Below are 25,566 nucleotides of genomic sequence, written 5' to 3' on the forward strand. Positions count from 1 at the left end.
TATAAAACTTCGTGTGCCCTGCCTTTCTTGGTCGAAGCACTGATCTAGGTCTGGTGGCGGCAGGGGCTCCATGCCGAGCCCCTGACAAAAAGTGATGAAGCTCAAATAGGTTTCACAAATTCCTGAATTTGAATCTGAAACCCGTTGCGAAGCGCACTGTGCACACTGCGTCCCTTCTGCAGCCCGGCATCAGCGGCCCACTCAACCAATTGCTGGGGGGCGAAACCGAGCCACAAATCGCCACAGGCGTCCCGGGCCCAATCCTGGGTGTGATCGTGCAGCTCCGTGACCAGGAGCTGCCCGCCCACTTTCAACGTTTTTTGCAGGTCGTGAAGAATCTGTGCCGGCTCGGGTGTGTGGTGCAGCACCATGTTCACCACAATGCAGTCCGCACTCTCCGGGCGCGCCGCGGCCGCGCGGGTGTCATCACAGACAAACTCGATATTCTGCAGGCCTTTCTCATCGGCAAATTCCTGCGCGCGCTCCAGCATGGTCTTCGACAGATCCAGTGCGGTGACTGTGCCAAACCGGTTTGCCAGCTCTTCGAGGAACTCGCCTTCGCCCGGGCCCACCTCCAGAGCATGACGCCCCGGTTTCAGCAGTTGTGCTACCTGGGGGCCGTACACGCTATAACTGGCGATCAGTTCCTGCTGTTCGCGGAAGCGGTTGCCATAGTCGGCAAAGAACCGCCGCGACGCCTCAGCGCGCTCAGCGGCAATCAGCGCCACATTCTCCGCGCGGGTTTCGGTCAGCGGCAGTTGATCTAGGCCGGCAAACAGCTGCTGAAGCAGCTCGCTGCCCGCAGTGCGGCGATAGAACAGGTTGTTGCCCTCGCGGCGTTTGCTGACGAGTCCCGCCTGTGCCAGCACCTTCAGGTGGTGGGACAGCGCAGGCTGGCGCAAATCGAAGATGCGGCACAGCTCCAGCACGCTGTAGGAGTCCTGGGCGAGCAAGCGCAGAATTTCCAGGCGAAGAGGGTCGCCAGCGGCCTTGAGAGTCGCCGCCAATTGCGGAATCTGGTCGTCGCTGGGCGACGGCTGGCCCGGAAGGGCGTTACTGGAGTCAAGCATGGCGGGGAGTCTAGCAGCGTCCGCAGGCTACATCAAAGTTTTTTGATTTAGTTGTATAAAGTTTTTTTGATGCAGTTGTAAGCATCGCCTGTATGATTGGCCAGATTGTGCTTTGTTAGGAAAATGTTGCTGTCACCAACCGGTAATTGGGCTGAGAGCCTTTGCGCCGACGGGAGGATTACGGGAAAATACGCCCCCGTTTTGCCGTCGGGTCGAACCGGATACGGCAAATGGAGACAGCGGCAAGCTGGCCGTCAGAGCCGGGCCCGCAGCGCATCTGATGAACCGAAGATCCCCAAACCGAGAATTCCCTATGTCTTCTACTCCGTCTCGCACAGAAAAGGCCAATGCCATCCGCGCCCTGTCCATGGATGCTGTCCAGAAAGCCAACAGCGGCCACCCCGGTGCGCCCATGGGTATGGCCGATATTGCCGAAGTGCTGTGGAACGACTACCTGAAGCACAACCCGGCCAACCCCGAGTGGGCCGATCGCGACCGTTTTGTGCTCTCCAATGGCCACGGTTCCATGCTGCTGTATTCACTGCTGCACCTCTCCGGTTACGACCTGTCGATCCACGAGCTGCAGAACTTCCGCCAGCTGCACTCCAAGACCCCGGGCCACCCCGAGTACGGCTACGCGCCGGGTGTCGAAACCACCACTGGCCCGCTGGGTCAGGGCATCACCAACGCCGTGGGTATGGCGCTGGCGGAAAAAGTTATGGCAGCGCAGTTCAACCGCGAAGGTTACGAACTGGTGGATCACCACACCTACTGCTTCCTGGGTGATGGCTGCCTGATGGAAGGCATCTCCCACGAGGCCTGCTCTCTTGCCGGCACCCTGGGCCTGGGCAAGCTGATCGCGTTCTACGACGACAATGGCATTTCCATCGACGGTGAAGTGGAAGGCTGGTTCACCGATGACACGCCCAAGCGCTTTGAATCCTACGGCTGGCATGTGATCGCCGGTGTGGATGGCCATGACCCGCAGGCGATCAAGGCTGCGATCGAAGAAGCCCGCGCGGAAACCGCCAAGCCCACACTGATCTGCTGCAAGACCGTGATCGGTTTCGGTTCCCCGAACAAACAGGGCCGTGAAGAGTGTCACGGCGCCCCGCTGGGCGCCGAGGAAATCGCCCTGGTACGCGAGACCCTGGGCTGGAAACACGCGCCATTCGAGATTCCGGACGAGCTGTACAACGCCTGGGACGCGCGCGGCAAGGGCGAAGCCCAGGAAGATGAGTGGAATGACATCTTCGAAGACTATAAGGAAACCCACCCGGAGCTGGCCGCCGAGTTCGAGCGCCGCATGAAGGGTGAGTTGCCGGCGGACTTCCTGCAGAAAGCCGACGAGTACATCAGACAGTGCCAGGCCGACGCCGAGAAAATCGCCTCCCGTAAAGCGAGCCAGAACGCGCTGAATGCCTACGGCCCGCTGCTGCCGGAATTCCTCGGCGGTTCCGCCGACCTCGCCGGTTCCAACCTCACCATCTGGTCCGGTTCCAAAGGCGTGTCCGCGGATGACGCCTCTGGTAATTACGTCTACTACGGCGTGCGTGAATTCGGCATGAGCGCCATCATGAACGGCATCGCCCTGCACGGTGGCTTCGTGCCTTACGGTGCCACCTTCCTGATGTTCATGGAGTACGCCCGCAACGCCGTGCGCATGGCTGCGCTGATGAAGCAGCGTGTGGTGTTCGTGTACACCCATGACTCCATTGGCCTGGGCGAAGACGGCCCGACCCACCAGCCGGTTGAGCAGCTGACCGCACTGCGCGCCACCCCGAACCTGCACACCTGGCGCCCCTGTGACGCCACCGAATCCGCGGTGAGCTGGAAAATGGCGGTATCCCGCAACGACGGCCCCAGCGCGCTGATCTTCAGTCGCCAGGGTCTCGCCCCGCAGGCGCGTACCGACGAGCAGCTGGCCGCGATCGAGAAGGGTGGCTATATCCTGCGCGACTGCGACGGCACGCCGGAAGCCATCATCATCGCCACCGGTTCTGAAGTTGAGCTGGCGGTTGCCGCCGCCGAGCAGCTGAGTGGCCGCAAGGTGCGCGTGGTTTCCATGCCCTGCGCCGAAGCCTTCTCTGCCCAGAGCGCCGACTACCGCGAATCCGTACTGCCTTCCTCCGTGCGCGCCCGCGTTGCGGTAGAAGCCGCACACAAGGATTACTGGTATAAGTTTGTCGGCTTCGACGGTGCCATTGTCGGTATGGAAACCTTCGGGGAATCCGCTCCGGCAGGCGACCTGATGAAAGAGTTTGGCATCACTGCCGAGAAAGTTGCGGAAGCGGTTGAAGGCCTGCTGAAGTAATCAGCACTCTGGTTACTGACGACGCTCAATAATCAGAATTGCAGGCCGAGCACTGGGGGCAGATTTTCAGGATCGTCGGCAACAGGGACGTTGCCGACGAAGCGCACAGGGATGTATTCGCTGGGGGGCGCCTAGCCCGGTCCTGAAAATCTGCCCCCAGTGCTCGGACGCCACCGCGCTGGAATAAAACGGTTCTGAGGGCGGTGGAAACAGCCCGAGGAATACATGCGTAACCAACCGCCAATAAAAATCGCCATCAATGGCTACGGCCGTATCGGCCGCAGCGTCCTTCGTGCTCTCTACGAATCCAGGCAGCGTGACCAGTTGCAGATCGTTGCCATCAACGAACTGGCCGACTGCGCCACCATCGCGCACCTCACCAAATACGATACCGTCCACGGCCGCTTCCACGGCGACGTTTCCGTGCACGACGATTGCCTGCACATCAATGGCGACACCATTGCCGTCACCCATCACCGCAAACTGGAAGATCTCGACTGGCACAGCACCGCTGTCGACATCGTGCTCGAGTGCACCGGCAGCTTCAGTGAGCGGGAAAGGGCAGAGCTGCATCTCAAGGCGGGCGCCAAAAAAGTCATCTTCTCCCAGCCCGCGAGCCGCGATGTGGATGCCACCATCGTCTACGGCGTCAATGACACTGCGCTGACGGGCGATGAGACCATCATCTCCGCCGCCTCCTGCACCACCAACTGCAGCGTGCCCGTCATCGCCGCGCTGGAAAAAGCCTTCGGTATCGATGCCGGTGTGATCACCACCATACATTCGGCCATGAACGACCAGCCGGTAAACGACGCCTATCACCATACCGACCTGCGCAAGACCCGTTCGGCGATGAATTCCATCATCCCGGTGGACACGGGCCTCGCGCGCGGAATCGAGCGAATCCTGCCCGACATGGCCGGCAAATTCGAAGCCCAGGCTATGCGCGTACCCACGGTCAATGTCTCCGCGATCGACCTGTCGGTGCAGTTGCACAAAACAGTGACCCAGGCGGAAGTCAATTCAGTATTGAAAGCCGCCGCCGCGAACCAGTTCGCCGGTGTGCTCGGCTACACCGAAGAGCCCCTCGCCTCCTGTGATTACAACCACGATCCGCGCTCCGGTATCGTCGATGCCAGCCAGACAAGGGTCGCGGGCGGCAAGCTGGTGAAGGTACTGATCTGGTTCGATAACGAGTGGGGCTTTGCCAACCGGATGCTCGATATTGCCAGGCACCTGACTATTTAAGGTGGTACCAATCGACTATTTTCAATCTCTTGGCGGCGTAGTATGGGCGTGAAAATTATTCTGCTGACTCACGAGCGTGAACTCGACCGTCCTAGCAATACCGGTTCGCTTGCGATTGGCGTTGCAGGAGGAGATTGCGATATTGTCCGGCGGGTTGTCTGGAACCGAACCGCCCCGAATCAGGAGCTATTGTCAGAGATCGCAAACGAAAACTGTGGTCTGCTATACCCGGTAACTGAGGTTGAAGGCTACGAGGTTGAAATCGCGGATTGTGAACAATTTATCCTGCTTGACGCCACTTGGCAGGAGGCGCGCAAGATGTACAACCGCAGTTCCTACCTGAGAACTGTTCCTCGGGTGAGATTGAGACCTCAACAGAAATCGCGCTTTCGTTTGCGGAGAAATCAAAAGGAAAGTGGTCTGTGTACGGCAGAATGTATAATTGAAGTTCTTCGAAAAAAAGGGAGGCAGGAATATGCCGATGAGGTTGAGCGTCTTTTCCTTGCTTTCAATAAAAAATAAGTATTTAAAGAATTAATTGATGCTTAAATTTCGGGGTATCAGCATCCAACTAGGTAGATCTACCACATGAATGCTGATAGCCGCGGTACTCAACGAGGTCTAGAAATTATTGTGAAACCCCGCAGGATCCGACCCTGCGTTTAAACGGCTGGAAATCTTCCAGAAAATCAGAAAATTCTTTTCTAAAATCAGCGCAATTTTCTATTGCATCATCAGAAGTGGCGCAACAGCGCAATACTTCCTTGAAAGCTCTCTCTGAGGCGCCGTCAAAGCTATCAGATTGTTGCGGCCCGTACATGATACTGTCACTCCATGAATAGGCCGGTCGCCAAGAGTTGTTGCCATATGCGCCACCATAGTAGCAGCCCGTGCCATCTAGGCAGTCGTGCCCTATATTTTCCATTCCCCACGCGGGGGTACATCGCGATTCAAAATAATCGTCGATAGAGTCATCCGACCATGAGCAACACTCATAAAAGCTTTCAGTGTTGTCTGCTTTGCAATCGCCATCTTCGAGGCGATTGAAGGTGATGCATTCCTCTTTGGTGGTCAAGCGATGGCAGGCGGCGGTTGTGCTTTGGGTGTATTCAGATACGGGCTTATAAGAGTTGCACCATTTTCCGCAGCCGGGGCCATCCAGGTTATACCACTCTCTAGAGAGGGTGCTAGGCCATCCGGTGACAGGATCACCATTAAACCTTATCCCGCCACCATACAGGTCGGCGAGTCCTACATTGTGACCTAATTCGTGGATGGCAGTATTTCGCCAGGCGTCTAATTGCTGGCTCTCACTAAATTGAGGGCCCTCTCCGATAAATATTATTTCTCCTCCCGAGCCACCATAAATTGATTCGGTGACCACTATTTTAATGATTCCATAAATGTCACTTACATTGCACTGCTGCATGATCGCATCGTGGATTTGGTCTTCATTACATGTGAATCCCGAACCGCTGAGGGAGCCTCCTGTCCCTCTGCATTCAAAAGACTCGTCATCGTCCAAGTCGAGTCGATAGAACGAAAAATTGGAAAAGTAATCTCGGGTTGGGGAAAGGGTTTTGATCTGGTTTTCAATCGCGTCATTGACGAAATCATCGAATTGAGGCGTGTTACCTAGATTCACGAACATTACTTTGATTTCTGCTGACTCCGCTCCTTCGAAAGGGGAGCAACCTTCAATGGTGGCGTAACTCCCCGGGGGGATGTAGCTGCGTCCCGCATTGTCTGATCCAGAGCTGGAACCAGAGCTAGAGCTGGAGCTGGAGCTGGAGCTGGAGCTGGAGCTGGAACTGGAGCTGGAGCTGGAGCTGGAGCTGGAACTGGAACTGGAGCTGGAGCTGGAAGTTGCCGGAGGCGCGGTCTCTTGGTTACTTTCTCCGCCGGAGCCGCCGCCACATGCGCTAATGGTGAGGCTAGCAATTAAAGCGAGGATATATTTATTCATTTTTATATTTGGTTCGTGTTTGCTTTCCGAAGTCAATCATATCAGCGTTTTTTCGTATATTGCATTAATGTGCGTTCAATGCTGGCTGGCAATTTATATAAATCACTAGGAATAAGGGGGGCAAGTGGCCAGACGAACTTCGCAGTGACAGTGAGCGATGGCGCCACAAGTATGTATGACTCCAGTGTCGTTACCGGTACGGTGTCCGCGGGCCGGGGGCAGAAATATGCCTCTGCGACGGTGACAGTGCTGGATAATCTTGGGCGAGGTATTGCAGGTGTATCCGTTACCGGTAATTTCAGCGGCACCATCTTCTAGTTGGGTGCTACTGGCCTCACCGGTGGCAATGGCACTGCGACGGTTACCAGCACAGCGCCCGCTAGTGGGAACTTGTCTGTCAGCTTCTGCGTTACCAGCCTGAGTGGTGGCCTGAGCCATGACATCGGGGGCCGCACCGGCCTCTGTCCCTGACTGTGTCGGCAGGTGGTTGCCGGTGTTCGCCTGCCTTCACTGGCATCCCCGACCGTCAGCTCGCATACTTCCGCGGGCAGGCAACAATCGGGAGTATCCAATGCAACTCACCCCCTTCCATCTCGCTGTTCAGGTGCGCGATATCGCCGAGGCACGGGACTTTTACGGCAACAAAATGGGACTCGCCGAAGGGCGCAGTTCGGATCACTGGATCGACTGGAACTTTTTCGGCCACCAGGTAGTAACTCACCTTAATCCGGCTATCGGCCCGGATGGCAAAGTGCCGGCGATCGCCAACGCGGTTGATGGTCACGGTGTGCCTGTTCCCCATTTTGGTGTGGTCATGGAATTTGATCAGTGGCGGGCGTTTGCCGAACGCGCGCGGACGTTCGTGGACAGTTTCGTGATCGAACCCTACATCCGCTTCGCGGGCCAGCCCGGAGAGCAGGGCACCATGTTCTTTATGGATCCCAGTGGCAATGCGCTGGAATTCAAAGGGTTCAGGAATATCGAGCAGGAGCTGTTCGCCACCTGAGCCGGTGGCGACCCCGCTCATCTATTCGGCCGGGGGCTTTACACCACAGGAACCAACCCGGTTTTTGAATGGCTGGTGCTCGCGCAGGAAGGTCGAATACTCCTGACGAAACATTTCGCAGCTAGCGGTGCTGTCGTCGGCAGTCCCACAACAGCGGATGGCCTCTGCGAGCTCGCGCCGGGATACGCTGTCAAATTCTGCCGCCTGCCATGCGCTGTACATGATGCTGTCGGCGGGGGACTTGACCGGGCGCCACGAGTTATTGCCGTAGGCGCCGCCGTAATAGCAGCCGGCGCCGTCGAGACAATCCAGCCCGATATCCTCTGTACCCCAGGCCGGGGTGCACTGCGAGCCGAAATAATCGTCCACGGTGTCTTCGGACCAGGCACAGCATGCGTAGCTGCCGCCGTCATCGGTCTTGCACTCGCCATCCTGCGCGCGGTTGAAGTCGACACAGCTCTGCCGGTCGCTGAAGGTATGGCACGCAGAATTGGCCGATAGGATATATTCGGACGCGGGCTTGGCGCTGGCACACCACTTGTCACAGCCCGGGCCATCAAGGTTGTGCCACTGCCGGGACAGGCTGCTGGGCCAGCCGGTGACCGCGGAACCGTCTTTATTGGTGCCCCCGTCATACAGGTCTGCCAGCCCGAAGTTGTGGCTCACTTCGTGGATCACCAGGTTTTTTGTGTAATACAGCGCCGTATCCCGATCAGTCCAGCTGGCATCACTGCCGAAGTAGATCACCTCACCACCGGACGCGCCAAATTCGGCACCGGCGATCACCACCTTGATGATTCCCTCGATGTCATCCACCGCGCAGTGCTGCTGAATGGCCTGATGAATCTTTTCGTCGTCACAACTGAAGGCGGCAGCGTTGGTGCTGTCGGACTTTTCACAACCCAGCGCGGCACTGTCGCTCAGCGGCATTTTGTAAAACGCGAATCGGGAGAAGTAGTCAGAATAGGGTGGGAGTACCTGGAATTGATTGGTGATGGCGTCATCGACAATGTCGTCGAAGTACGGGGCTGAATCCAGGTTGATAAACAGCAACTTGTACTCGGCGTTTTCGCTACCGACAAATGGTGGGCAGTTGGCTATGTCTGCGTAGTCACCTGGCGAGACCTGGATGGTATTTATACCGGACTCTGTGTCAGGGGAGGCCTGGCCCGTACCTGCGGAGGAGCCCGGTGTGGTTGGAACGGATCCGGATGGGTTCGGTGCTTCCACTGGCGCTTGCTGCGCTTCACCTGCTGCGCCTCCACCGCCACAAGCGGCGAGCAGGGTTGATAGAAACAGGGCGGATAACAGTCTGGCTAAAGGACGTTGCATATTATTTGAGTTGAGGTCACATCTTGGTGGGCTTTCAGGCAAGCCCATCTGGTTATTCGGAGTCCTGCGCCTCAATCCTTCGTGCCTATTTTCGGTGCCTTTTCCTTGCTTGTCCCTGGTACCGCATAAAGCCGCCGATTCTACGGTTAAAAATCGAACAGTTCCAGCGTGCAGCGACATTCTTGCCGTATATACCTTGTACAAAGTGCATGCCTTGTAATCAAGTTTCACGTCTCCGGTGTCATTGAGGACAAAAGCCATAAAAAAATCTAAAAAGTAGCCTTAAAGCTCTGGCCGGATAAAGTGGGACTTGTGTACCATTCATTTTGTGATGCAGTTCTCATTGGGCTGCATATTTTTTATCCGCAAAATAAATAATTCGTTCGAATTGGGGACTTAATGAAACTCAGATTATTGAGCGTCGCGTTAGCGGCCGTTGTCACTGGCTGTGGGGGCGGTAGTGGCAGCAATAATGATGGCGGCGTCGACACGCTTCCACAAAATGCGGCACCGGTTTTTGATTCCTTCAGCGTCGACGCGCTGAATGGTGGGGCAATTCAGGCGGATCTGGCCGCGCACGCCAGTGATGCAGATGGCGATGTGCTGTCGATCAAGGCGCTCGGCACTGTCGCAAATGGCGCACTGACAGCCAGTGGACTCACGCTGTCCTACGACCCGGCAGATGACTTTGCCGGCAGCGAAACCGTGAGTGTTACCCTGACAGACGGTACCGATGATGTATCCGGCACCGTTACGTTCAATGCGTATCAGCAGGTATCACTGTCTGGTCAGGTTGTTGATGAACCTATTCCGGGCGCTATCGTAACCGTCACTCTGGGTGGCCGCGAATTCCAGGCTGTCGCCGATGCCGATGGCAACTACACCCTGGAAATTTCCACCCTGGATCTCGACAGCTACGTTAAGGTCAGCGCAACCGGCGGCGACGGTAGTGAAGGCAAGGGCATTGAACTGGTGAGCCTGCTGGGTGAAATCGGCACGTTGATCGAGTCCGCCGGTGAAGACCGAGTCCTGGGCGGCGAGGGCGAAACTGAAGCCAACGTGACCAATGTAACAACTGCCCGTTACGTGCTCGCGGTTGATGCCAATGGTGGTGAGGAAATCGCTTCTGACGAAGCGATGGCGGAAGCCGAAAAATCCATCGATGCCGATGCGCTGCTTGAAATTGCCGCGGTCATCAAGGTCATTCTGGATAACCCGGACTACAGCCTGCCGGAAGGCATGGAAAGTGTTGTCGATCTTGTGCAAAACACCGAGGCTTACAACACTTTTGTTGCCGAAGTGACCAGCGAAAATCCGGACGATAACGCTCTGACCCAGGCCATGGATCAGATTGTGAAAGATCCGGCCCTCGTCCAAGGCTATACCGCCGAGAAGCTCGCCCGCGTTTACTACGGTACTTTCCCTGCGGCACCGGGCTTCCTGTCCCGTGGTGGCGACCGTTACCAGTTCAATGCGGACGGCACCGGAAGCCTGGCCAACGAACAGGGCGCACAGAGTTTCAAATGGGCCATCACTGATGGTTCGATTGTGGTGACCTACGATGCGCCGCTGGAGTCTTACGGTTACTACGCGGCGTCGGCAGAATTGCTGGGTGAAGAGCTGGCAATCCAGTGGGCGGAAGCGACCGCATCAGGCCAGATTGGCGCTACCCGCAGCGACAAGGGGATCACGTTTACGCGCTTGGTAGACGGTGCCATTATCGATACCGTTTCTTACGAGAGCACCTACGATCTCACGTTCGATACAGCCGGCACGGGCCTTACTGTTCCGGATCAGGTGGATGCAACCAGCAGCGGCCAGCAATTGCTGCGCGACGCGGCCGCGTCCAAGGCGCTGCCGATTGTCGCCGCTGACCTGGAAGACAGCTGGGCGGTTGACAGCTACTACGAGTATCAGGTTTCTACCTACAATGGCCCCCAGGCAGCCACCAGCTACGCCGGTGACCTGCTGGAATTTGTCGACGGTGGCACAGGTACAGCGCACCTGTCTGAGCGCGCCTTTACCTGGCAGTTGGTGGACAACGAAGTGCAGGTAACCTTCGATGATGGCACTGTCCTGGCCGCGCAAAAAATTGATGAGGCGGGCGAGCTGAGCGCATTTTCCCTGCGCACCTTCAATAGCGAAGGCGAGCTGATTGCGTTTAGTTACAACTTTGGTACCTGGCAGGATGAAAGTGCAGTGTTGACGCCAGAAGTCCTGGTGACCGCGGAAGGGCGCCATTGGGCAACTTTCGTCAACGGCTGGATCGCTGATTTCTGGAAGGGCGGCGAATTCCAGTACGTTGAGGGCTCCGGCTTTGGCTGGGAACTCAATGGGGATGGCACTTCCAACAACGTACAGTTCTATTTCGACCTGGGCGACGAAGACGGTGACGGCAATACTTCAGAAGTGATGGACACCCGTCTGCCTGGCACATGGAACGTCGCTAACAACAGGCTGACGGTAACCCGCTGTCCAACTGCAGCATGTCGCAACCGCGAGTGGTTGGGCCTGCAGGCGTCAGAAGGCGAGATCATCGTTCTGGAGCGTGAGTCCTTCCAGCAGTATGAAGGGTTGGTATTCCCTCCGCGCATAAACGTCTATCGCGATTGGGCTAATCCCGAAGTAAACCGTGCTGCCACGCCAGCGCAAGCACGGGTAGTGGCATACCCAACGCTGCAGACCCCTGGAAATGGTTAATTACCCCTCAAAGGTGTAACCTTGAAAACCATTGCCACTAAGTGGCAATGGTTTTTTTCATTTTGGGAGATGGGAAACATGAGAACTATTCTGGCATTCTTCTCGGCCTGGCTAATGGCTTTACCGGCGTTGGCTCTGGAGGTGGGAGATCCTGCACCTGAGTTTTCGCTTCAGGCTTCCGATGGCAAGACCTATACGCTGTCGGAGTTCAAGGGCAAACAGGCGGTAGTGGTTGCCTGGTATCCCAAGGCGTTTACCAAAGGCTGTACCATTGAATGCAAGTCCCTGGCGGAGAATGGTCATCTCATTCGCGCCTACGACGTTGCCTACTTCATGGCCAGCACGGACGACGTAGAAGACAATACGAAGTTTGCGGAAGAGCAGAAGGCAGACTTCCCACTCCTGAGTGATCCCTCTGGCGAGGTCGCGGAAGCTTACGATGTCAAAATGCCGGTGCTGAACATGGCGAAGCGGGTGACCATCTATATCGGCAAAGATGGCAATGTCCTGAAGATTGATCGCGATATCAAGCCAGCCACCAGCGCCGAAGATATGGCGCGCACCCTGGGTGAGCTGGGCGTGGATAAAAAGTCCTGAAGCTTGTTTTTGGGGTTTGAGTTTCGGTGAAAAAGGGTCGCATCAGCGGCCCTTTTTTGTGACGCGGGGATAAGACTTTCGGGAAATAAAAAAAGGCCGCAGTTGCGGCCGAGCATTGGGGGGTCAATCTTTGTCTGTCTTTCCCAGTTCGATGAAATCCCAGTTCCTGGCCTGTGGAATACTTTGCTGCAACTCTGTTTCTGTCATGTCCAGCGCCACCAGGTTCTGACAGAGTTTGTCTGCGTACATTTCCAGCTTCTCTGCGCGCTTCTCCACGCGTTCCTCCACTTTCTCCGCAGCGTCCTCAGCGTCGCGCTCGATACTGCGGCCGCCGGTAAATACCGCCTTTAATGCGTGCCAGGCGATGGTGCCCGCGGATGCGGTGGCGAGCTTTTCAATTCTGGGGCCAAGCTCATTTTCCACCAGCTCGTTGACCGCCTTTTCAATCTCAAGACCGGTATGGCCATCCCAGTCGTTGCCGATCACGTAGGTGTCTTCAGCACTCAGCAGGCGGCGCTCGGTCTGCTTGCGCAACGCACTTGCCGCTTCCCAGAATTCCAGTGTATCGGGGTGATCCTCTCCCGCCAGTGTCGCCAGCGCTATGCCCAGCCCCTCGATGGCAATATCAATCGCATCAATGGTAATCGCGTGAATATCCCGTGCGGATTGGTGTAGCCCGGCCTGGTAGCGAACCATTAATGCCTGTTGCTTAGGTGTGAGGGCAAAGGTCTCGCTATTGATCGCCAATTGGTCCGGTGTTTCGAGGCTGTAGCGCAGGGTCTCCTTTTCGTCGGCACTGGCCAGCTCGAGCAGTGTTGGGCTGATGCGCGCCTTGTGGTTCAGGTTCACGGAGCAATGAAACTCATTATTAGCGTGCAGGGTTACCTGGTCTGCGGCGGATACCAGGACGGGGGAGCAGGCCAGCAGGGTAGTGGCGATGAGCGTTCGGTAATGCATAGGGCTTCCAGCGCTTTATTGTTTCAGTTGTAGCTATGACACATCCCGGGCAGGGATTGGATGCACTGCTCAGAAAAAAAAGTTCGCTGGCGGTATTCCCCAGCTGGCACGCTTATTGCTCCATCACCGTTAACGGCAGTCGCAGTTTCTCTGCACTAAAAGCAATCGCAACCGCGCACTTAAAACTTACCGGCAACCCATAGTGGTGCGCCGCACGGGATGCTTTTGCCTGAAAAAAATAACGCATAAAGCAATAGTCCAAAGAGAGGGTAACCTATGAAACGGAAGTCTCTGAGTTGTGCGGTCATGGCCGTAATCGCCAGTTCGGCACTGGTGCCGGTCACGCCGGTAATGGCTGATGAAATAGAAGAGGTCGCGGTCACGGGGATGCGGGGCAAGCCGCGATCGGTATCGGACTCTCCGGTTCCGGTGGACGTATTTGGCAGTGAGGCGCTGGAGTCCGTAGCCCATACCGACACCAACGACGTGTTAAAGACGCTGGTGCCTTCCTACAACGTCTCGCGCCAGCCCATCAGCGACGGTGGCACCTTTATTCGCCCGGCTCAGCTCAGGGGAATGCCTACGGACAAGACGCTGGTACTGGTAAATTCCAAGCGCCGCCATCGCGCCTCTCTAGTCGAGATCGGCGGATCTGGTACCCAGGGGCCGGACATTGCCACCATTCCGAGCACAGCGCTCAAGTCTGTGGAAGTGCTGCGTGATGGGGCTGCGGCGCAGTACGGGTCCGATGCGATCGCAGGGGTGATCAACTTCATCCTGAAAGACAATGCCGAGGGTGGTTCCTTCACCGTCAATGCCGGCGAATACAGCGAGGGTGACGGTTTCCAGACTACAGCCGCGGGTAATGTTGGCCTGCCCCTGGGCAGCAACGGCTTCCTGAGCATTTCCGGCGAGGTCTCGAAATCAGACTTTACCAACCGCGCAGAACAGTATTGCGGCGACTGGTTCTGTCTGGATCAGAATAACCCCCTGTATGGCGTGGGGGATGACTATGAAGACTACGCCGTTTATACCGAAGACCCGGACTTTATGGCCGCAGCCAAAAATGCCTCACTGGAGAGCGATGTGGTGCAGCCGTGGGGGCAACCGAATGCGGAGGCGGCGCGCCTGTTTTTCAATGCGGGCTATGACTTGGGCGATGGCAAGGAACTCTACGCATTCGGTAACTACTCGGAAAGCGAAGCCGACGGCAGCTTCTATTACCGCTACCCGAATAACGGCACCATTATGGATCTCCGTGAAGAAGACGGTTCCATCTACAGCCCGCTGGAAAAATTCCCCGGTGGCTTTACCCCGCGTTTCTTTGGCGAAGTTACCGACTACTCCCTGGTGTCTGGCCTGAAGGGCGAGATGTCCTCCGGAATGACCTACGACATCAGCGCCCGCTATGGCCTCTCGGAAGTTGCCTACACACTGAAAAACACCATCAACCCGTCAATGGGTCCCGAAAGCCCCACCTCATTCAGGCCCGGTACGTTGGCAAACGAGGAAGTCCAGCTGCAGGCGGATTTTTCCCAGGAGCTGATGCTGGGCCTCACCAGTCCGGTGGTTGCAGCCTTTGGTCTGAGCTACATGGATGAAACTTACGAGCTGAGCGGCGGAGACCCAGATTCCTACGCGGCAGGGCCCTATGCCACCCAGGATCCGTGGGGCTTCTGTGATGGTGCGGTCGCCACCGCTGCGGGGCAGGCGGTGATCGATGCCGGGTCGACACTCGATTGCGCGGACGCAAATGACCCTGTATACACCGCGGTAGGTGTCGGCTCGAACGGGTTCCCCGGGTACTCGCCCGAGTACAGCGGCAGCTATTCCCGTGACTCCTATGCAATCTACGGCGATCTGAGCACAGACCTCACCGACCGGTTGTTTGTGCAGGCGGCAGCGCGCTTTGAGGACTATTCGGACTTTGATTCAGAGCTTGTCGGCAAGCTTGCGGTACAGTACGACCTGACGGAAACCATCGGCCTGCGATCCTCCATCGGTACCGGTTTCCGAGCGCCGACCCCGGGGCAGCAGGGCACCACCAACGTTTCCACGCGCCTGCCCAACGGCTTTCCGGTAGCGACTGGCCTGTTCCCTGCCAGCAGTAGCGTCGCCCAGGCGCTCGGTGCCGAGGCGCTGAAACCGGAAACCTCCACCAACTTTACCTTCGGTTTTACCGCTGACTTCGACAAACTCAACCTGACGGTGGATTTTTACCGGATTGATGTGGACGACCGCACCTATGCGATTTCCACGCTGGATGTCTCGTCCAATGACTCGGATCCCGCAGCTTATGCCAATTACCTGGCACTGGTGGATGCCGGTGTGGTTGGGGCTGAATCGATTGGTGGGGTGTTCTACTTTACCAATGCTTTCGATACGCGTACCGAGGGCGTCGATGTCGTCGCCACTTACCCGCTGGAGTGGACGGCCGACAGTGTTACCAACATAACGGCCTCCATCAACTACAACCGATCTGAGTTCACTTCCGATCCCAGCGAATACCTGAACGAGGAAGACCAGTACGACTTTGAGCATTTTGACCCGAAACTTCGCGGTGCCGTGACTGCCAGGCACGATGTCGGTTCGCTTGCCTTGATGGCGCGCGCCAACTGGTATGGCAGTTCCGAGAACTATCAATCCGGTGCGATCCAGAATTACGGCTCGGTGGTTCAGGTTGATCTCGAAGGTAAGTACCACCTGACGGAGTCCACCAATGTCAGCCTCGGCGGCCGCAACATCTTCGATGAATATCCGGAAGAAGACATGCTTGGGGACTACTGCTGTGGTGCCCGCTACCCGTCAGATACTGTGGTCGACTGGCAGGGTGCTTTCTACTATATGAGCCTGAATCACAATTTTTAACCGACACGATAGTCTTCTATACATCTTGATCCCCGCTCTGCGGGGATTTTTTTGGTTATTTGTGCTGAATTGCAAAATAAAAAAAGGCCAGCAGAGCTGGCCAGGGCTAGAGCGACTGCAGATATTGCAGTGGAGAAAAATCAGGACATGCGCAGCAAGACTTTCGGTATGGCTGAAGTGTATTTCTGCACGTCTTCGAGATGGCCCATGCTGACCCGGGACCAGTTGGTGTAGTCGCGGTAGATGCCGCGAATCAATACGCCTTCCTTTTCCATCTCGGTGCGGAATGTTTCCGCGTTAAGGTCACCCAGGTTTACGAAAATAAAATTGGTCACAGAAGGCAGTGCGCTCAGTCCATTTTCCTTGATGGCGGCATACACCATCTCGCGCGCTTCTTTTACCTTGCTGCGGCAGTAATCCATGAACTGGTGATCTTCGTAGCTGGCAATGGCAGCGGCCAGGCCTGCCTGGTTGAGTCCGTACCACCCCAAACCATAACGCTCCATTTCCTGTATTTTTTCCGGCTGCGCAATCAGGTAGCCGACGCGCATGCCGGCAAGGCCATAGATTTTTGAAAAGGTGCGCGCAACGATGATGTCGTGGCCATCCTTGATTAACGGGATAACCGTATTGGCATCGCTGTCGTCGGTCAGTTCGTTATAGGCCTCGTCAGCCAGGACGGTGCACTTCTTCGATGCCTTGATGCAGAAATTTCGCATCGCAACCGGATCGATCAGCATGCCGGTCGGGTTGTTCGGGTTGGTCACCTGCACCATGGAAATGGTGTCATCGATGGCGTTGTACATGGCGTCGAGATCGATCGCGAGGGAGTCCAGTTTGGGCAGGCGCTTGATTTCGCCAATATTCTGAACTTCGACGACGCGGGAAGTGGTGTCCCAGAAAAGATCCGGGCCGAGAATATTTCCCGATTGTGCCGCCACAATCGCGGCGGCGGCGAGGCCGGCGCTGGAGCCGGAGCCCAGAGTCACATGATCCGGCGTGAGGCCATGGCGCTCGGCAATCATGGCTTTCAGGCGCGCGACGCTGTCATATACGTAGTAGGCGCCTTTCTGGCTCGCCTCCATCATCGCTTTCAGCGCCTTGGGACTCGGGCCATAGGGGTTTTCATTGGCGTTGAGTTTGGCTATGCCGGGGGGTGGTCCGTAAAGTGGGGCCGGGCGAGAAATTTCTTTTGCCGAAGCAGCAGACATGCCGCCAATAGCGGCGGTGGACAGTGCCGCGGTAGTGCCCTGCAAGAACAACCTTCTACTCAGTGATTTATGCATTATTGTGATCTCCTGGTTGTGTCGGTAATAAATTCGAGAGTGTCGATCACCGGTTTATGCCTTTGCGAACATGGTGATGGATACGGCAATCAGGTAGAGGCCGAACAGGCGTTTAAGGTGCATTTCATCGAGGCTGTGTGCCCAGCGTGCACCAATTGGAGCCGAAATAATTGAAAACACGGAAATGGCTACAAGCGCCGGAATATTGATATAGCCGATTGAGCCTATGGGCAGATCTGGTGCGCCGAGCCCCATAACCAGAAAACCGATGGCGCCGGGGAGGCCGATAAGGAAACCAATCCCCGACGCGGTTGCCACTGCCTGGTGCGCAGGGCGATTACACAGCACCATGGTCATTACCGTGATGGTGCCGCCGCCAATGCCCAGTAGTGATGAAAACCCGCCAAGGAAGCTGGCGAGGCCAGCGCGTGCGAGTCCTGTGGGCATCTGCAATTTCCCTTTGAGGCCGTCAAACAGATGTGGGAACAGAAAGTAGATGGAATACAGTAATACGCCACCGGCAAAGACATGAATCAGGCTTTTGCTGTCGGTATAAGAAGCGATAACCAGTCCGCCAAAGACACCGAGCACAATCCAGATTGACCAGTCCCTGAGCACGGCAAAATCCACCGCGCCCCTGCGGTTGTGCGCCTGTACCGCGCGCGCCGAGGAGATGACGATTGACGCGAGTGAGGTGCCCACAGCGACACGCATCATTTCGTCCGATGCACTGTGTAAAAATGGAAACACGGCCAGCAGTGCCGGCACCACAACAAAACCGCCGCCATTGCCAAATAAGCCCGCAGTGATGCCGGCGATCAAACCGGCTGCGCACAGCAGCAGGATAAACAGTGAAATTTCCTCGAGACTCATCTTTTCCCCTTAACTCGCTTTTGCAAGAAATGCTGCCGAACAACAAGGGAAAAGCATTAAGTGTGCCAATGCTTGGGGCGCGGCTCGTCAAGCGACGGGTGGAGGCTTCAGTGTGTCGAGCGGAATGGGACTGATGTGCGCTTGATCACGCGTACAAATTGCCACTCAAGCAGAATTTCACACTGTGGCTGGAGGGGGATTGCGAGGATACGGTCAAAATTGTCTATGGAGGTGTACTGAATCCTGTCAGGTGTTAATCTTTTGTGCGCAATGACGCAAAATATTTCATAAACCATAAAAATCACGTTCGAGGGAACCATGTTAAGACGGCTTGTTCTCGCCGCACTGCTGATCATTGGCGTGTCGGCACAGGCGGAAACCATCAGCGGTGCGACCGCGGGAATGGATCGGCATGAGGGGTACTTCGATTTCTATTGGGACGGGGCCAAAGGGCGTGTGCTGCTGGAAATCGAAGAGTTTGACCGGGAACTCCTGTTGCTCACCGGGCTGGCCCAGGGGCTGGGCTCCAACCCCGTGGGGCTCGACCGCAACCAGGCCGGCGACAGCCGGGTGGTCCGCTTCGAGCGTGTCGGCAACAAGGTATTGCTGCATCAGGCGAACCTGAAATACCGCGCGGTTTCCGAGAACCCGGCGGAGCGCAGAGCCGTGGCAGAAGCCTTTGCCTCATCGGTGTTGTGGGGCTTTGAGGCAATGGCGGAGCAGGATGGCCATGTACTTGTGGATTTCACGCCGTTCCTGCTCAGCGACCAGCACGGTATTGCCCAGCGCCTCAAGGAAACCAAGCAGGGTGCGTACACCCTGGACGGAAGTAAATCGGCGATCTACTTGCCGCGCACCAAGAGCTTTCCGAAAAACAGCGAATTCGAGGCGCAACTGACCTTTGCCGGCAGTGAGCCGGGCAACTATATGCAGGAGGTGGTTCCGACTCCCGGCCTGGTGACCCTGCGCCAGCATATTTCCCTGGTGGAGCTGCCAGATGGCGGCTACCAGCCCCGCAGGTTCCACAGCAACAGCGGCTACTTCCCGCTGGTCTATCGGGACTATGCAACGGCGATCGATGAGCCCCTGGACCAGCGGCTGATTTTCCGTCATCGCCTGCAAAAGAAACCTGGCAGCGATGAGCCGGTAGAGCCGATTATTTATTATGTGGATCCCGGCGTGCCAGAGCCGGTGCGCAGCGCACTGGTGGAGGGCGCGAGTTGGTGGGATCAGGCCTTCGAGGCCGCAGGGTTCAAAAATGCCTTCCAGGTAAAACTGTTGCCGGAGGATGCCGATCCGCTGGATGTGCGCTACAACGTGATCAACTGGGTACACCGCTCGACTCGGGGCTGGTCCTATGGCTACTCGATCTTTGATCCCCGCAGCGGCGAAATCCTCAAGGGCAATGTCACCCTGGGCTCCCTGCGCGTTCGTCAGGACTACCTGATTGCGCAGGGGCTGTTGCAGCCGTACGGTATGGAGAATGCCGATACCGAGCAGCTGAAGGCAATGGCACTCGCGCGGATTCGCCAGTTGTCTGCGCATGAAGTCGGCCACACATTGGGACTGGCGCACAACTTTATTGCCAGTACCGGCGACCGCGCCTCGGTAATGGATTACCCCGCCCCGCTGGTAAGCCTGCGTGACAACGAGCTGGCACTGGAACAGGCCTATGCCACCGGTATCGGTGCCTGGGACAAGCTCGCGGTGCGTTACGGTTATGGTATAGCGGACGCTGATGAGCCCGCCTACCTCACCGCAGTGCTCGATGAAGCCGACACGCAAAACCTGCGTTTCATTACGGATCAGGATTCGCGCACGATCAACAACGCTCATGCAGGTTCCCACCTGTGGGATAACGGCGGTGATGTGCTAGAGGAATTCGCGCGGATGAGCGAGCTCCGCCGCTATGCACTGAATGGCTTCAGCCCCGCCGCCAATCATCCGGACGCCCCGCGATCCGCACTCGACGAAACACTGGTACCTGTGTACTACGGGCATCGTTACCAGGCCGAGGCGGTTGGCAAGTTGATCGGGGGGCTGGATTACGACTACCTGTATAACGATGCGGCGCCGGAAAGCTATGCGATGGTTTCGCCGGAACGGCAGCAGGCGGCAATCGATGCGCTGATGGCGACCCTGCAGCCGGACTTTCTGGCCCTGCCCGAACGCGTGCTCAAACTCCTGCCGCCCAAAGCCTTTGGCTACGAGCGCACCGGGGAGAGCTTCCCGGCCTACACGGGGGTTGCCTTTGACGGCATTGCCATGGCGGAAGCCGCGGCGGGGCATACCTATTCCATCCTGCTGGAGCCTCAGCGTGCAGCGCGTCTGCAGGAGCAGCACGCGCGACGCGGTGAGGGCCCCGGCTTTGGCAGCCTGCTGGCGGCGTTAACGGATCAGGCACTCAACAGCGAGCCGTACTCAGGGCTGGAGGCGGCTATTCACCAGCGGGTAAACCATGTGTATATCCACCACCTGATGTTGCTGGCCAGTAACCAGAGCGCGGTGGAATCCGCCCGTGCCCGCGCACATTTCGAACTGGCAAAAATCCAGCATGCTGTCGGCAGCATGAAGCTGTTCGGTGACGATCCCCAGGGATACAACGCTCACTACTTCTACGAGGCAAATCGTATCGCCGCCTTCCGCGACGGCAGGTTGCAGGTCAAGCCGGAAGACCTCAAGCCATTGCCGCCGGGGTCGCCAATCTGATCGCACACCGATCGATTCAAAAACAGAAAAAGCCGCGCAGGAAACTGTGCGGCTTTTTTAATTCTCTGCTGTGTTCTTCCTGCGTAAGCCCCGTCCACTTGCTACAGCGGTAAACCTTTATTTTTTGTTGCTGGGTACGGCCGTATCAACTTCGGTTAGAAAACTTAAACATTCTTCGCGTAAAAAGAACCAGCTGAATAAAGCGGTATGTCGTTCCTTTTACTCCTCTCGTGTGAAGCCGGGCACAGGTAGATATTAATAGATCTAGATTCGCTCATTGGCTGGCGGTTTGTGGGCTGATTATTCACCCGGTTCGCAAGCCACGTGGCGGTGTCCATGATTCAACAGCAAAAAAATAATTTCGACTATGTCTCATTCTGAATCCAAAGCCGGCAGCCGCTGGAAGCGCAGCCTTTTTTCGTGGCTGCACCTGGCCGCGATGATTCTCCTGCTGCTGAGTCTCTTCAGCGGTTTGCGGATTGCCATCCTGAGTTACCCGGTACTCGAGTTCCTGTCGCCCATTCTTCCCCAGGGGCGGGTGCATTCATGGCACTTTGTCAGCGGTTCTCTGCTATCCGCCCTGGCACTGTGTGGCAGCGTCTATTACGTGTTCTGTCGCGACAACAACCGGCAGGTGCACGGTAGGCTCGCCCGATATCACCGTGTGGTGCTGTGGCTGGGATGTCTGGGCTTATTGCTATCCCTGGCATCCGGGGGGGCGTTGTTCTTCGCTGCCGCTGACGTTTCGACACTGGTGGCCGCGCATTTTCTTCTCGCGCTGGTGGGGCTGGGATTTATTTTGTTGCACGGGGTTTTTTACCTCGTTCAGTTTGGTGTGGCCGCCTTGCACCGCATTTTGCCAGGCGCACAATTTTCCGGCTTGCCCGTCATGGCCACTGCGGCAGTTGCGGGGTGTTGTCTCCTGCTGCTCGCACTGGTCTACGAGAATACGGATTCAAGGTTGGAAGTGGCCTCTATTCCGATTGAGCAGATCGTCCATGTGGACGGTCTGGCGGATGAGGTCGTCTGGCAAAACGCCAAGGCACTGACGGTGGATACATTTTCGGGCGCAAATTTCGCAAGCGGCAGCAGCCAGGTGCAGATCAGGGCAGTGCACAACGGCCGCGACGTTTACCTGCATGTCCGCTGGCAGGATCCCACCGAGAGTCTGCTGCACCTGCCCATCGAAAAAACCGAGGAGGGCTGGAAGGTTGTTTACCAGGGCTTTGAGCGCGACGACGAAACCCGCTATTACGAAGACAAGTTTGCCCTGCTGCTTTCCAACTCCTGCAGCTTGGGAGCCGCTGGCACATCCCATCTCGGCCCCAGGCCAGTAGCAGACAGGCCGGCGAATTTCCACGGCAAGGGATATCACTACAGTAGTGACAACGCCATTCACGACCTGTGGCACTGGAAGGCGGTGCGCACCAACGGCATGCGGCTTGCCGACGACAACCACATAGGTCCGCCCTATGCCGAGCGCCCCGGCAGTCGCCGCTATACCGCAGGGTACATGCAGGATGGCAAGGAGTCTGGCAGTTACGTGATGAACTGGCGTTGGTTCAAGCCAGACGGCGTCACGCCCAAACGCATCCCGCGGGAGGCCGAGCAGACCTTGCCCGTGGCCTCCGACCCGCTGCTAGGTACCTGGTTCGACCTGTCCGCTTACCGCGAAGCTGAGGACAACTTGCCCGTAGGCAGTGTGATTCCCTCAGTGATTTACCGCTCCAATCGTTTTGAAGGCGACAGGGCCGATGTGCGCGCCGCCGGACGCTGGCGCGATGGCTACTGGTCGCTGGAGTTAGCGCGCACGCTGGATACCGGCTCACCGCTGGACGTAGCCATTCGCGATGGCGTCTGCCTGTGGGTGGCCGCATTTGACCACGCCCAGGTCGCACATACCCGTCACAGCCGGCCCATCAAGCTGCAGTTGGAGAGGCCCTGATGCTACGCAGAGCGGTCATTTTCCTCGCCATCGTTTTGGGGATTGCAGCCTATTGCAACTTTGCTCGGGTTGAACCCCTGCCGAAAGCGGATTTCCCGTTAATGAAAATTTCGGCGGAAGGAACACCGGTGCCGATCTGGTCCGGTCCCTGGTCCTGCGTGCTGGATCGGCGCAACGGGCTGTTGTGGGAAGTGAAAACGGATGCGGAATATCTGCACGACGGTGACTGGACTTATTCCTGGTTCGATGGAGAGCGTGGTGTGGAGAACGGAGGCGATTGTTTTTTCGAGCCGCAACGCTGCGACACCTGGGATCTGATCCGGCGTGTCAATGAAGCGGGGCTGTGCGGCCGCCGCGACTGGCGGCTCCCCACCCCGGATGAACTGATGAGCCTGGTGGATACCAGCGTGCCACCGGGCTACACGCAAATTGACAAACATTTTTTTCCGCACACCCGTTCCGGGGACTACTGGAGCAGCACAAGCGGACGGCGGCTAAGTGGTGTGTTTGAACACCTGAAAGAGGGCGCAGTAGCGGTGAATTTTGGTGATGGCCGACAGAGAACCCTGCCTTTTCGCAATGCGGCATTTTTGCGATTAGTAACCGAAGTCGAGGAACCGGGCAGTACGGCTTCATTATTTAAAAACGATGGAGAATAAAAATGAACATTTCCTCACGGAGGATTGCTGCGGGTGCCGCGGTGGCCGCGTTGGGGCTGGCCAGCTTTTCGGCTCAGGCCAGTACCCAATATCACCGGTTGAGCTGGGACGCGGATCCCAGCAGTACCGCGGTAATCGGTTTTTCGCCCAACGGCAGCAGTACCAGCCCCACGGTCAAGTATGGCACCAGTACCAATGAAGCCAGTTGGTCGACGGTGGCGGTTACCACGAGTCGGACTTTTGATTCGAGCCTGCAAAGCTACTTTGTTCGCCTGCAAAACCTGCCGGCAAATTCACCGGTGTACTATCGGGTGTGCGACCAGGATGGCTGTGGTGAGCGCTTCTGGTTCCGCACGGCACCGACCGACAACTCGCCATTTGTGGCCGTAGCCGGTGGCGATACCCGTACCGGCTGGACAAACCGCCAGCAGGGTAACCGGCTGGTGGCCAAGCTGCGACCGCTGTTCATCATGCACGGCGGAGACTTCACCGATGCGAATACCGCTTCGCAAGTGCGCTCCTGGTTAAGTGACTGGGCGCTGACCTATTCCAGCGACACCATCGATGGCGTGGCCTACAAGCGTATTTACCCGCTGCTGCCCACCCACGGCAACCACGAAGACGGCGATTACTCGAGTATCTGTAAAATCTTCGGTATCGATCCCAATAACGATGGCAGCTGTACGCCGGATGATACCTACGGTGCAGTGGGTGTATCGCCGCTGTTTCGCGCCTATACCCTCAACAGCCAGTTTCAGAATAGCGGCTGGTCTTCCTACGCGAGCCGCATGAACAACTGGTTGAGTTCAGACCTCGCCGGGGCGGGCCAGCAGGCGGTGTGGCGCGTTGCCCAGTATCACAAACCGATGTTTCCCCACTACAGCGGCAAGTCCGATAACTGGACGCTGTTCGACTGGTGGTCGGGTCTTTTCTACCAGCGTGGCATGAACCTGGTGGTGGAGTCGGATACGCACATGAACAAGCTGACCGAGGCACTCAAACCGGATACCAACGGCTACAACGCGGTGGTGGACGGCGGAACGGTGTTTGTGGGTGAGGGCAGTTGGGGAGCACCGGCTCGCTCGGCCAACGACCCCAAGGCGTGGACGATTGATCTCGCCAGTATCCAGCAATTCAAAGTGCTGACGGTCACGGCGGATTCGCTGGAAGTGCGCACGGCGCAATTTGACAGCTCCGCCGGCACGCTCACCCGCGAGCAGCGCAGCGGCAACCCGACCCTGCTGCCGGGCAACGTCAACTGGTGGTCGGCCAATACGGTGGGGTCGGTACTTACCCTTACCCAGAGCGCCGCGGGACGCAGCATCATCGAAGGCAGTGACAGCGGCGGCCCATGTACAGACTGCCCCCCCGATGGCGCCATTGCACTGGCTAACGGCGTGCCCGCCAGCGGCCTCGCCGCGGGACAGGGCGAGGAGCTCAAATACCAGCTGGACGTACCTGCGGGGGCATCGAACCTCAGCCTTACCATCACCGGCGGAAGCGGCGATGCCGACCTGTACGTGAAACCCGGTGCACAACCCACCACGAGCGACTACGACTGTCGCCCGTACAAGAACGGGAATGAGGAATCCTGCAGTTATCCAAGCCCCCAGGCGACGAGCTATTTTGTAACCCTGCGCGGCTATTCGAGTTTCTCCGGCGTAACCCTGACCGGCAGCTACAGCGAAGATGGTGGTTCCGGCCCGGAGCCCGGCAGCTTTAGCCAGTCCAATCTGAGCGGCGGCCAGGGCGCATGGCAGCACTTCGCCATCGAAGTGCCGAGCGGTACGGGGAGCCTGAATGTTTCGATCACTGGCGGAAGTGGTGATGCGGATCTCTATGTGCGGGCGGCTTCGCAGCCGACCAACACGGCTTACGACTGCCGGCCATATAAAAACGGCAACGAAGAAAACTGCAGTATACCCAGCCCCCAGGCGGGCACCTGGTACCTGAGCCTTAAAGGTTACAGTAGCTACAGTGGTGTAGCCCTGCAGGCAGACTGGAACTGAAGACTTCCCAGCGCCACTCCGCGAGGT

General features: G+C 57.2%; 19 protein-coding genes. 13 read left to right on the forward strand and 6 right to left on the reverse strand.

The window, feature by feature from the left end; translation table 11 throughout:
• Positions 1-101: 101 nt before the first annotated feature.
• Positions 102-1,070: a metalloregulator ArsR/SmtB family transcription factor gene (locus ACNKU7_RS13555; RefSeq protein WP_418297523.1), complete on the reverse strand. Its 969-nt coding sequence runs from the start codon at positions 1,068-1,070 to the stop codon at positions 102-104.
• 313 nt (positions 1,071-1,383) lie between these two features.
• Here ACNKU7_RS13555 and tkt point away from each other — a divergent pair, with 313 nt between their 5' ends.
• From tkt to ACNKU7_RS13570, 3 genes are all read left to right on the forward strand, one after another.
• A complete protein-coding gene (gene tkt, locus ACNKU7_RS13560; RefSeq protein WP_418297524.1) occupies positions 1,384-3,384 on the forward strand; it encodes a transketolase in 2,001 nt (666 codons plus the stop codon).
• A 225-nt stretch (positions 3,385-3,609) separates the two neighbouring features.
• Positions 3,610-4,632 (forward strand): type I glyceraldehyde-3-phosphate dehydrogenase, encoded by a 1,023-nt coding sequence (gap, locus tag ACNKU7_RS13565; RefSeq protein ID WP_418297525.1) that lies wholly within the window; start codon positions 3,610-3,612, stop codon positions 4,630-4,632.
• A gap of 42 nt (positions 4,633-4,674) precedes the next feature.
• Positions 4,675-5,154: a DTW domain-containing protein gene (locus tag ACNKU7_RS13570; RefSeq protein WP_418297526.1), complete on the forward strand. Its 480-nt coding sequence runs from the start codon at positions 4,675-4,677 to the stop codon at positions 5,152-5,154.
• A gap of 106 nt (positions 5,155-5,260) precedes the next feature.
• Here the strand turns inward: ACNKU7_RS13570 and ACNKU7_RS13575 are convergent, their stop codons facing one another.
• A complete protein-coding gene (locus ACNKU7_RS13575) occupies positions 5,261-6,277 on the reverse strand; it encodes a hypothetical protein (protein ID WP_418297527.1) in 1,017 nt (338 codons plus the stop codon).
• A gap of 97 nt (positions 6,278-6,374) precedes the next feature.
• Here ACNKU7_RS13575 and ACNKU7_RS13580 point away from each other — a divergent pair, with 97 nt between their 5' ends.
• From ACNKU7_RS13580 to ACNKU7_RS13590, 3 genes are all read left to right on the forward strand, one after another.
• On the forward strand, positions 6,375-6,707 hold the full coding sequence (locus ACNKU7_RS13580; RefSeq protein WP_418297528.1) for a hypothetical protein: 333 nt from the start codon (positions 6,375-6,377) through the stop codon (positions 6,705-6,707).
• Positions 6,708-6,769: 62 nt separating this feature from the next.
• Positions 6,770-6,916, forward strand: coding sequence for a hypothetical protein (locus ACNKU7_RS13585; RefSeq protein ID WP_418297529.1), 147 nt, complete (start codon positions 6,770-6,772; stop codon positions 6,914-6,916).
• A gap of 253 nt (positions 6,917-7,169) precedes the next feature.
• Positions 7,170-7,604, forward strand: coding sequence for a VOC family protein (locus tag ACNKU7_RS13590; protein WP_418297530.1), 435 nt, complete (start codon positions 7,170-7,172; stop codon positions 7,602-7,604).
• A gap of 21 nt (positions 7,605-7,625) precedes the next feature.
• Here ACNKU7_RS13590 and ACNKU7_RS13595 read toward each other — a convergent pair whose 3' ends face one another.
• A complete protein-coding gene (locus ACNKU7_RS13595) occupies positions 7,626-8,936 on the reverse strand; it encodes a hypothetical protein (RefSeq protein ID WP_418297531.1) in 1,311 nt (436 codons plus the stop codon).
• A 399-nt stretch (positions 8,937-9,335) separates the two neighbouring features.
• On the opposite strand from ACNKU7_RS13595, the gene ACNKU7_RS13600 reads away from it, so the two are divergent.
• Together ACNKU7_RS13600 and ACNKU7_RS13605 are read left to right on the forward strand one after the other, a co-directional pair.
• Positions 9,336-11,636: an Ig-like domain-containing protein gene (locus tag ACNKU7_RS13600; protein ID WP_418297532.1), complete on the forward strand. Its 2,301-nt coding sequence runs from the start codon at positions 9,336-9,338 to the stop codon at positions 11,634-11,636.
• Between the two features lie 78 nt (positions 11,637-11,714).
• Positions 11,715-12,233, forward strand: a complete 519-nt coding sequence (locus ACNKU7_RS13605; protein ID WP_418297533.1) for a peroxiredoxin — start codon at positions 11,715-11,717, stop codon at positions 12,231-12,233.
• Between the two features lie 123 nt (positions 12,234-12,356).
• On the opposite strand, the gene ACNKU7_RS13610 is transcribed toward ACNKU7_RS13605, so the two are convergent.
• Complete coding sequence (locus tag ACNKU7_RS13610) at positions 12,357-13,190, reverse strand: DUF2884 family protein (RefSeq protein ID WP_418297534.1); 834 nt, start codon at positions 13,188-13,190, stop codon at positions 12,357-12,359.
• Positions 13,191-13,466: 276 nt separating this feature from the next.
• On the opposite strand from ACNKU7_RS13610, the gene ACNKU7_RS13615 reads away from it, so the two are divergent.
• Positions 13,467-16,058, forward strand: coding sequence for a TonB-dependent receptor plug domain-containing protein (locus ACNKU7_RS13615; protein WP_418297535.1), 2,592 nt, complete (start codon positions 13,467-13,469; stop codon positions 16,056-16,058).
• Between the two features lie 140 nt (positions 16,059-16,198).
• Here the strand turns inward: ACNKU7_RS13615 and ACNKU7_RS13620 are convergent, their stop codons facing one another.
• Together ACNKU7_RS13620 and ACNKU7_RS13625 are read right to left on the reverse strand one after the other, a co-directional pair.
• Positions 16,199-17,344 (reverse strand): pyridoxal phosphate-dependent aminotransferase, encoded by a 1,146-nt coding sequence (locus ACNKU7_RS13620; protein ID WP_418297536.1) that lies wholly within the window; start codon positions 17,342-17,344, stop codon positions 16,199-16,201.
• Between the two features lie 54 nt (positions 17,345-17,398).
• The gene (locus ACNKU7_RS13625; protein ID WP_418297537.1) at positions 17,399-18,217 is read right to left on the reverse strand and encodes a sulfite exporter TauE/SafE family protein; all 819 of its coding nucleotides are present in this window, start codon (positions 18,215-18,217) and stop codon (positions 17,399-17,401) included.
• Positions 18,218-18,535: 318 nt separating this feature from the next.
• On the opposite strand from ACNKU7_RS13625, the gene ACNKU7_RS13630 reads away from it, so the two are divergent.
• The 4 genes from ACNKU7_RS13630 (at position 18,536) to ACNKU7_RS13645 (ending at position 25,539) form a co-directional block, all read left to right on the forward strand.
• Positions 18,536-20,926 (forward strand): zinc-dependent metalloprotease, encoded by a 2,391-nt coding sequence (locus tag ACNKU7_RS13630; protein ID WP_418297538.1) that lies wholly within the window; start codon positions 18,536-18,538, stop codon positions 20,924-20,926.
• 367 nt (positions 20,927-21,293) lie between these two features.
• Complete coding sequence (locus tag ACNKU7_RS13635) at positions 21,294-22,871, forward strand: ethylbenzene dehydrogenase-related protein (protein ID WP_418297539.1); 1,578 nt, start codon at positions 21,294-21,296, stop codon at positions 22,869-22,871.
• Positions 22,871-23,530 (forward strand): Lcl C-terminal domain-containing protein, encoded by a 660-nt coding sequence (locus ACNKU7_RS13640; protein ID WP_418297540.1) that lies wholly within the window; start codon positions 22,871-22,873, stop codon positions 23,528-23,530. Before ACNKU7_RS13635 ends, ACNKU7_RS13640 begins: the two co-directional genes overlap by 1 nt.
• A gap of 2 nt (positions 23,531-23,532) precedes the next feature.
• Positions 23,533-25,539 carry a pre-peptidase C-terminal domain-containing protein gene (locus tag ACNKU7_RS13645; protein ID WP_418297541.1) on the forward strand — a complete coding sequence of 669 codons (2,007 nt, stop codon included), beginning with the start codon at positions 23,533-23,535 and terminating at the stop codon, positions 25,537-25,539.
• Positions 25,540-25,566: the final 27 nt, after the last annotated feature.

The sequence above is a fragment of the Microbulbifer weihaiensis genome, from assembly GCF_048323715.1.
Lineage (GTDB): Bacteria > Pseudomonadota > Gammaproteobacteria > Pseudomonadales > Cellvibrionaceae > Microbulbifer.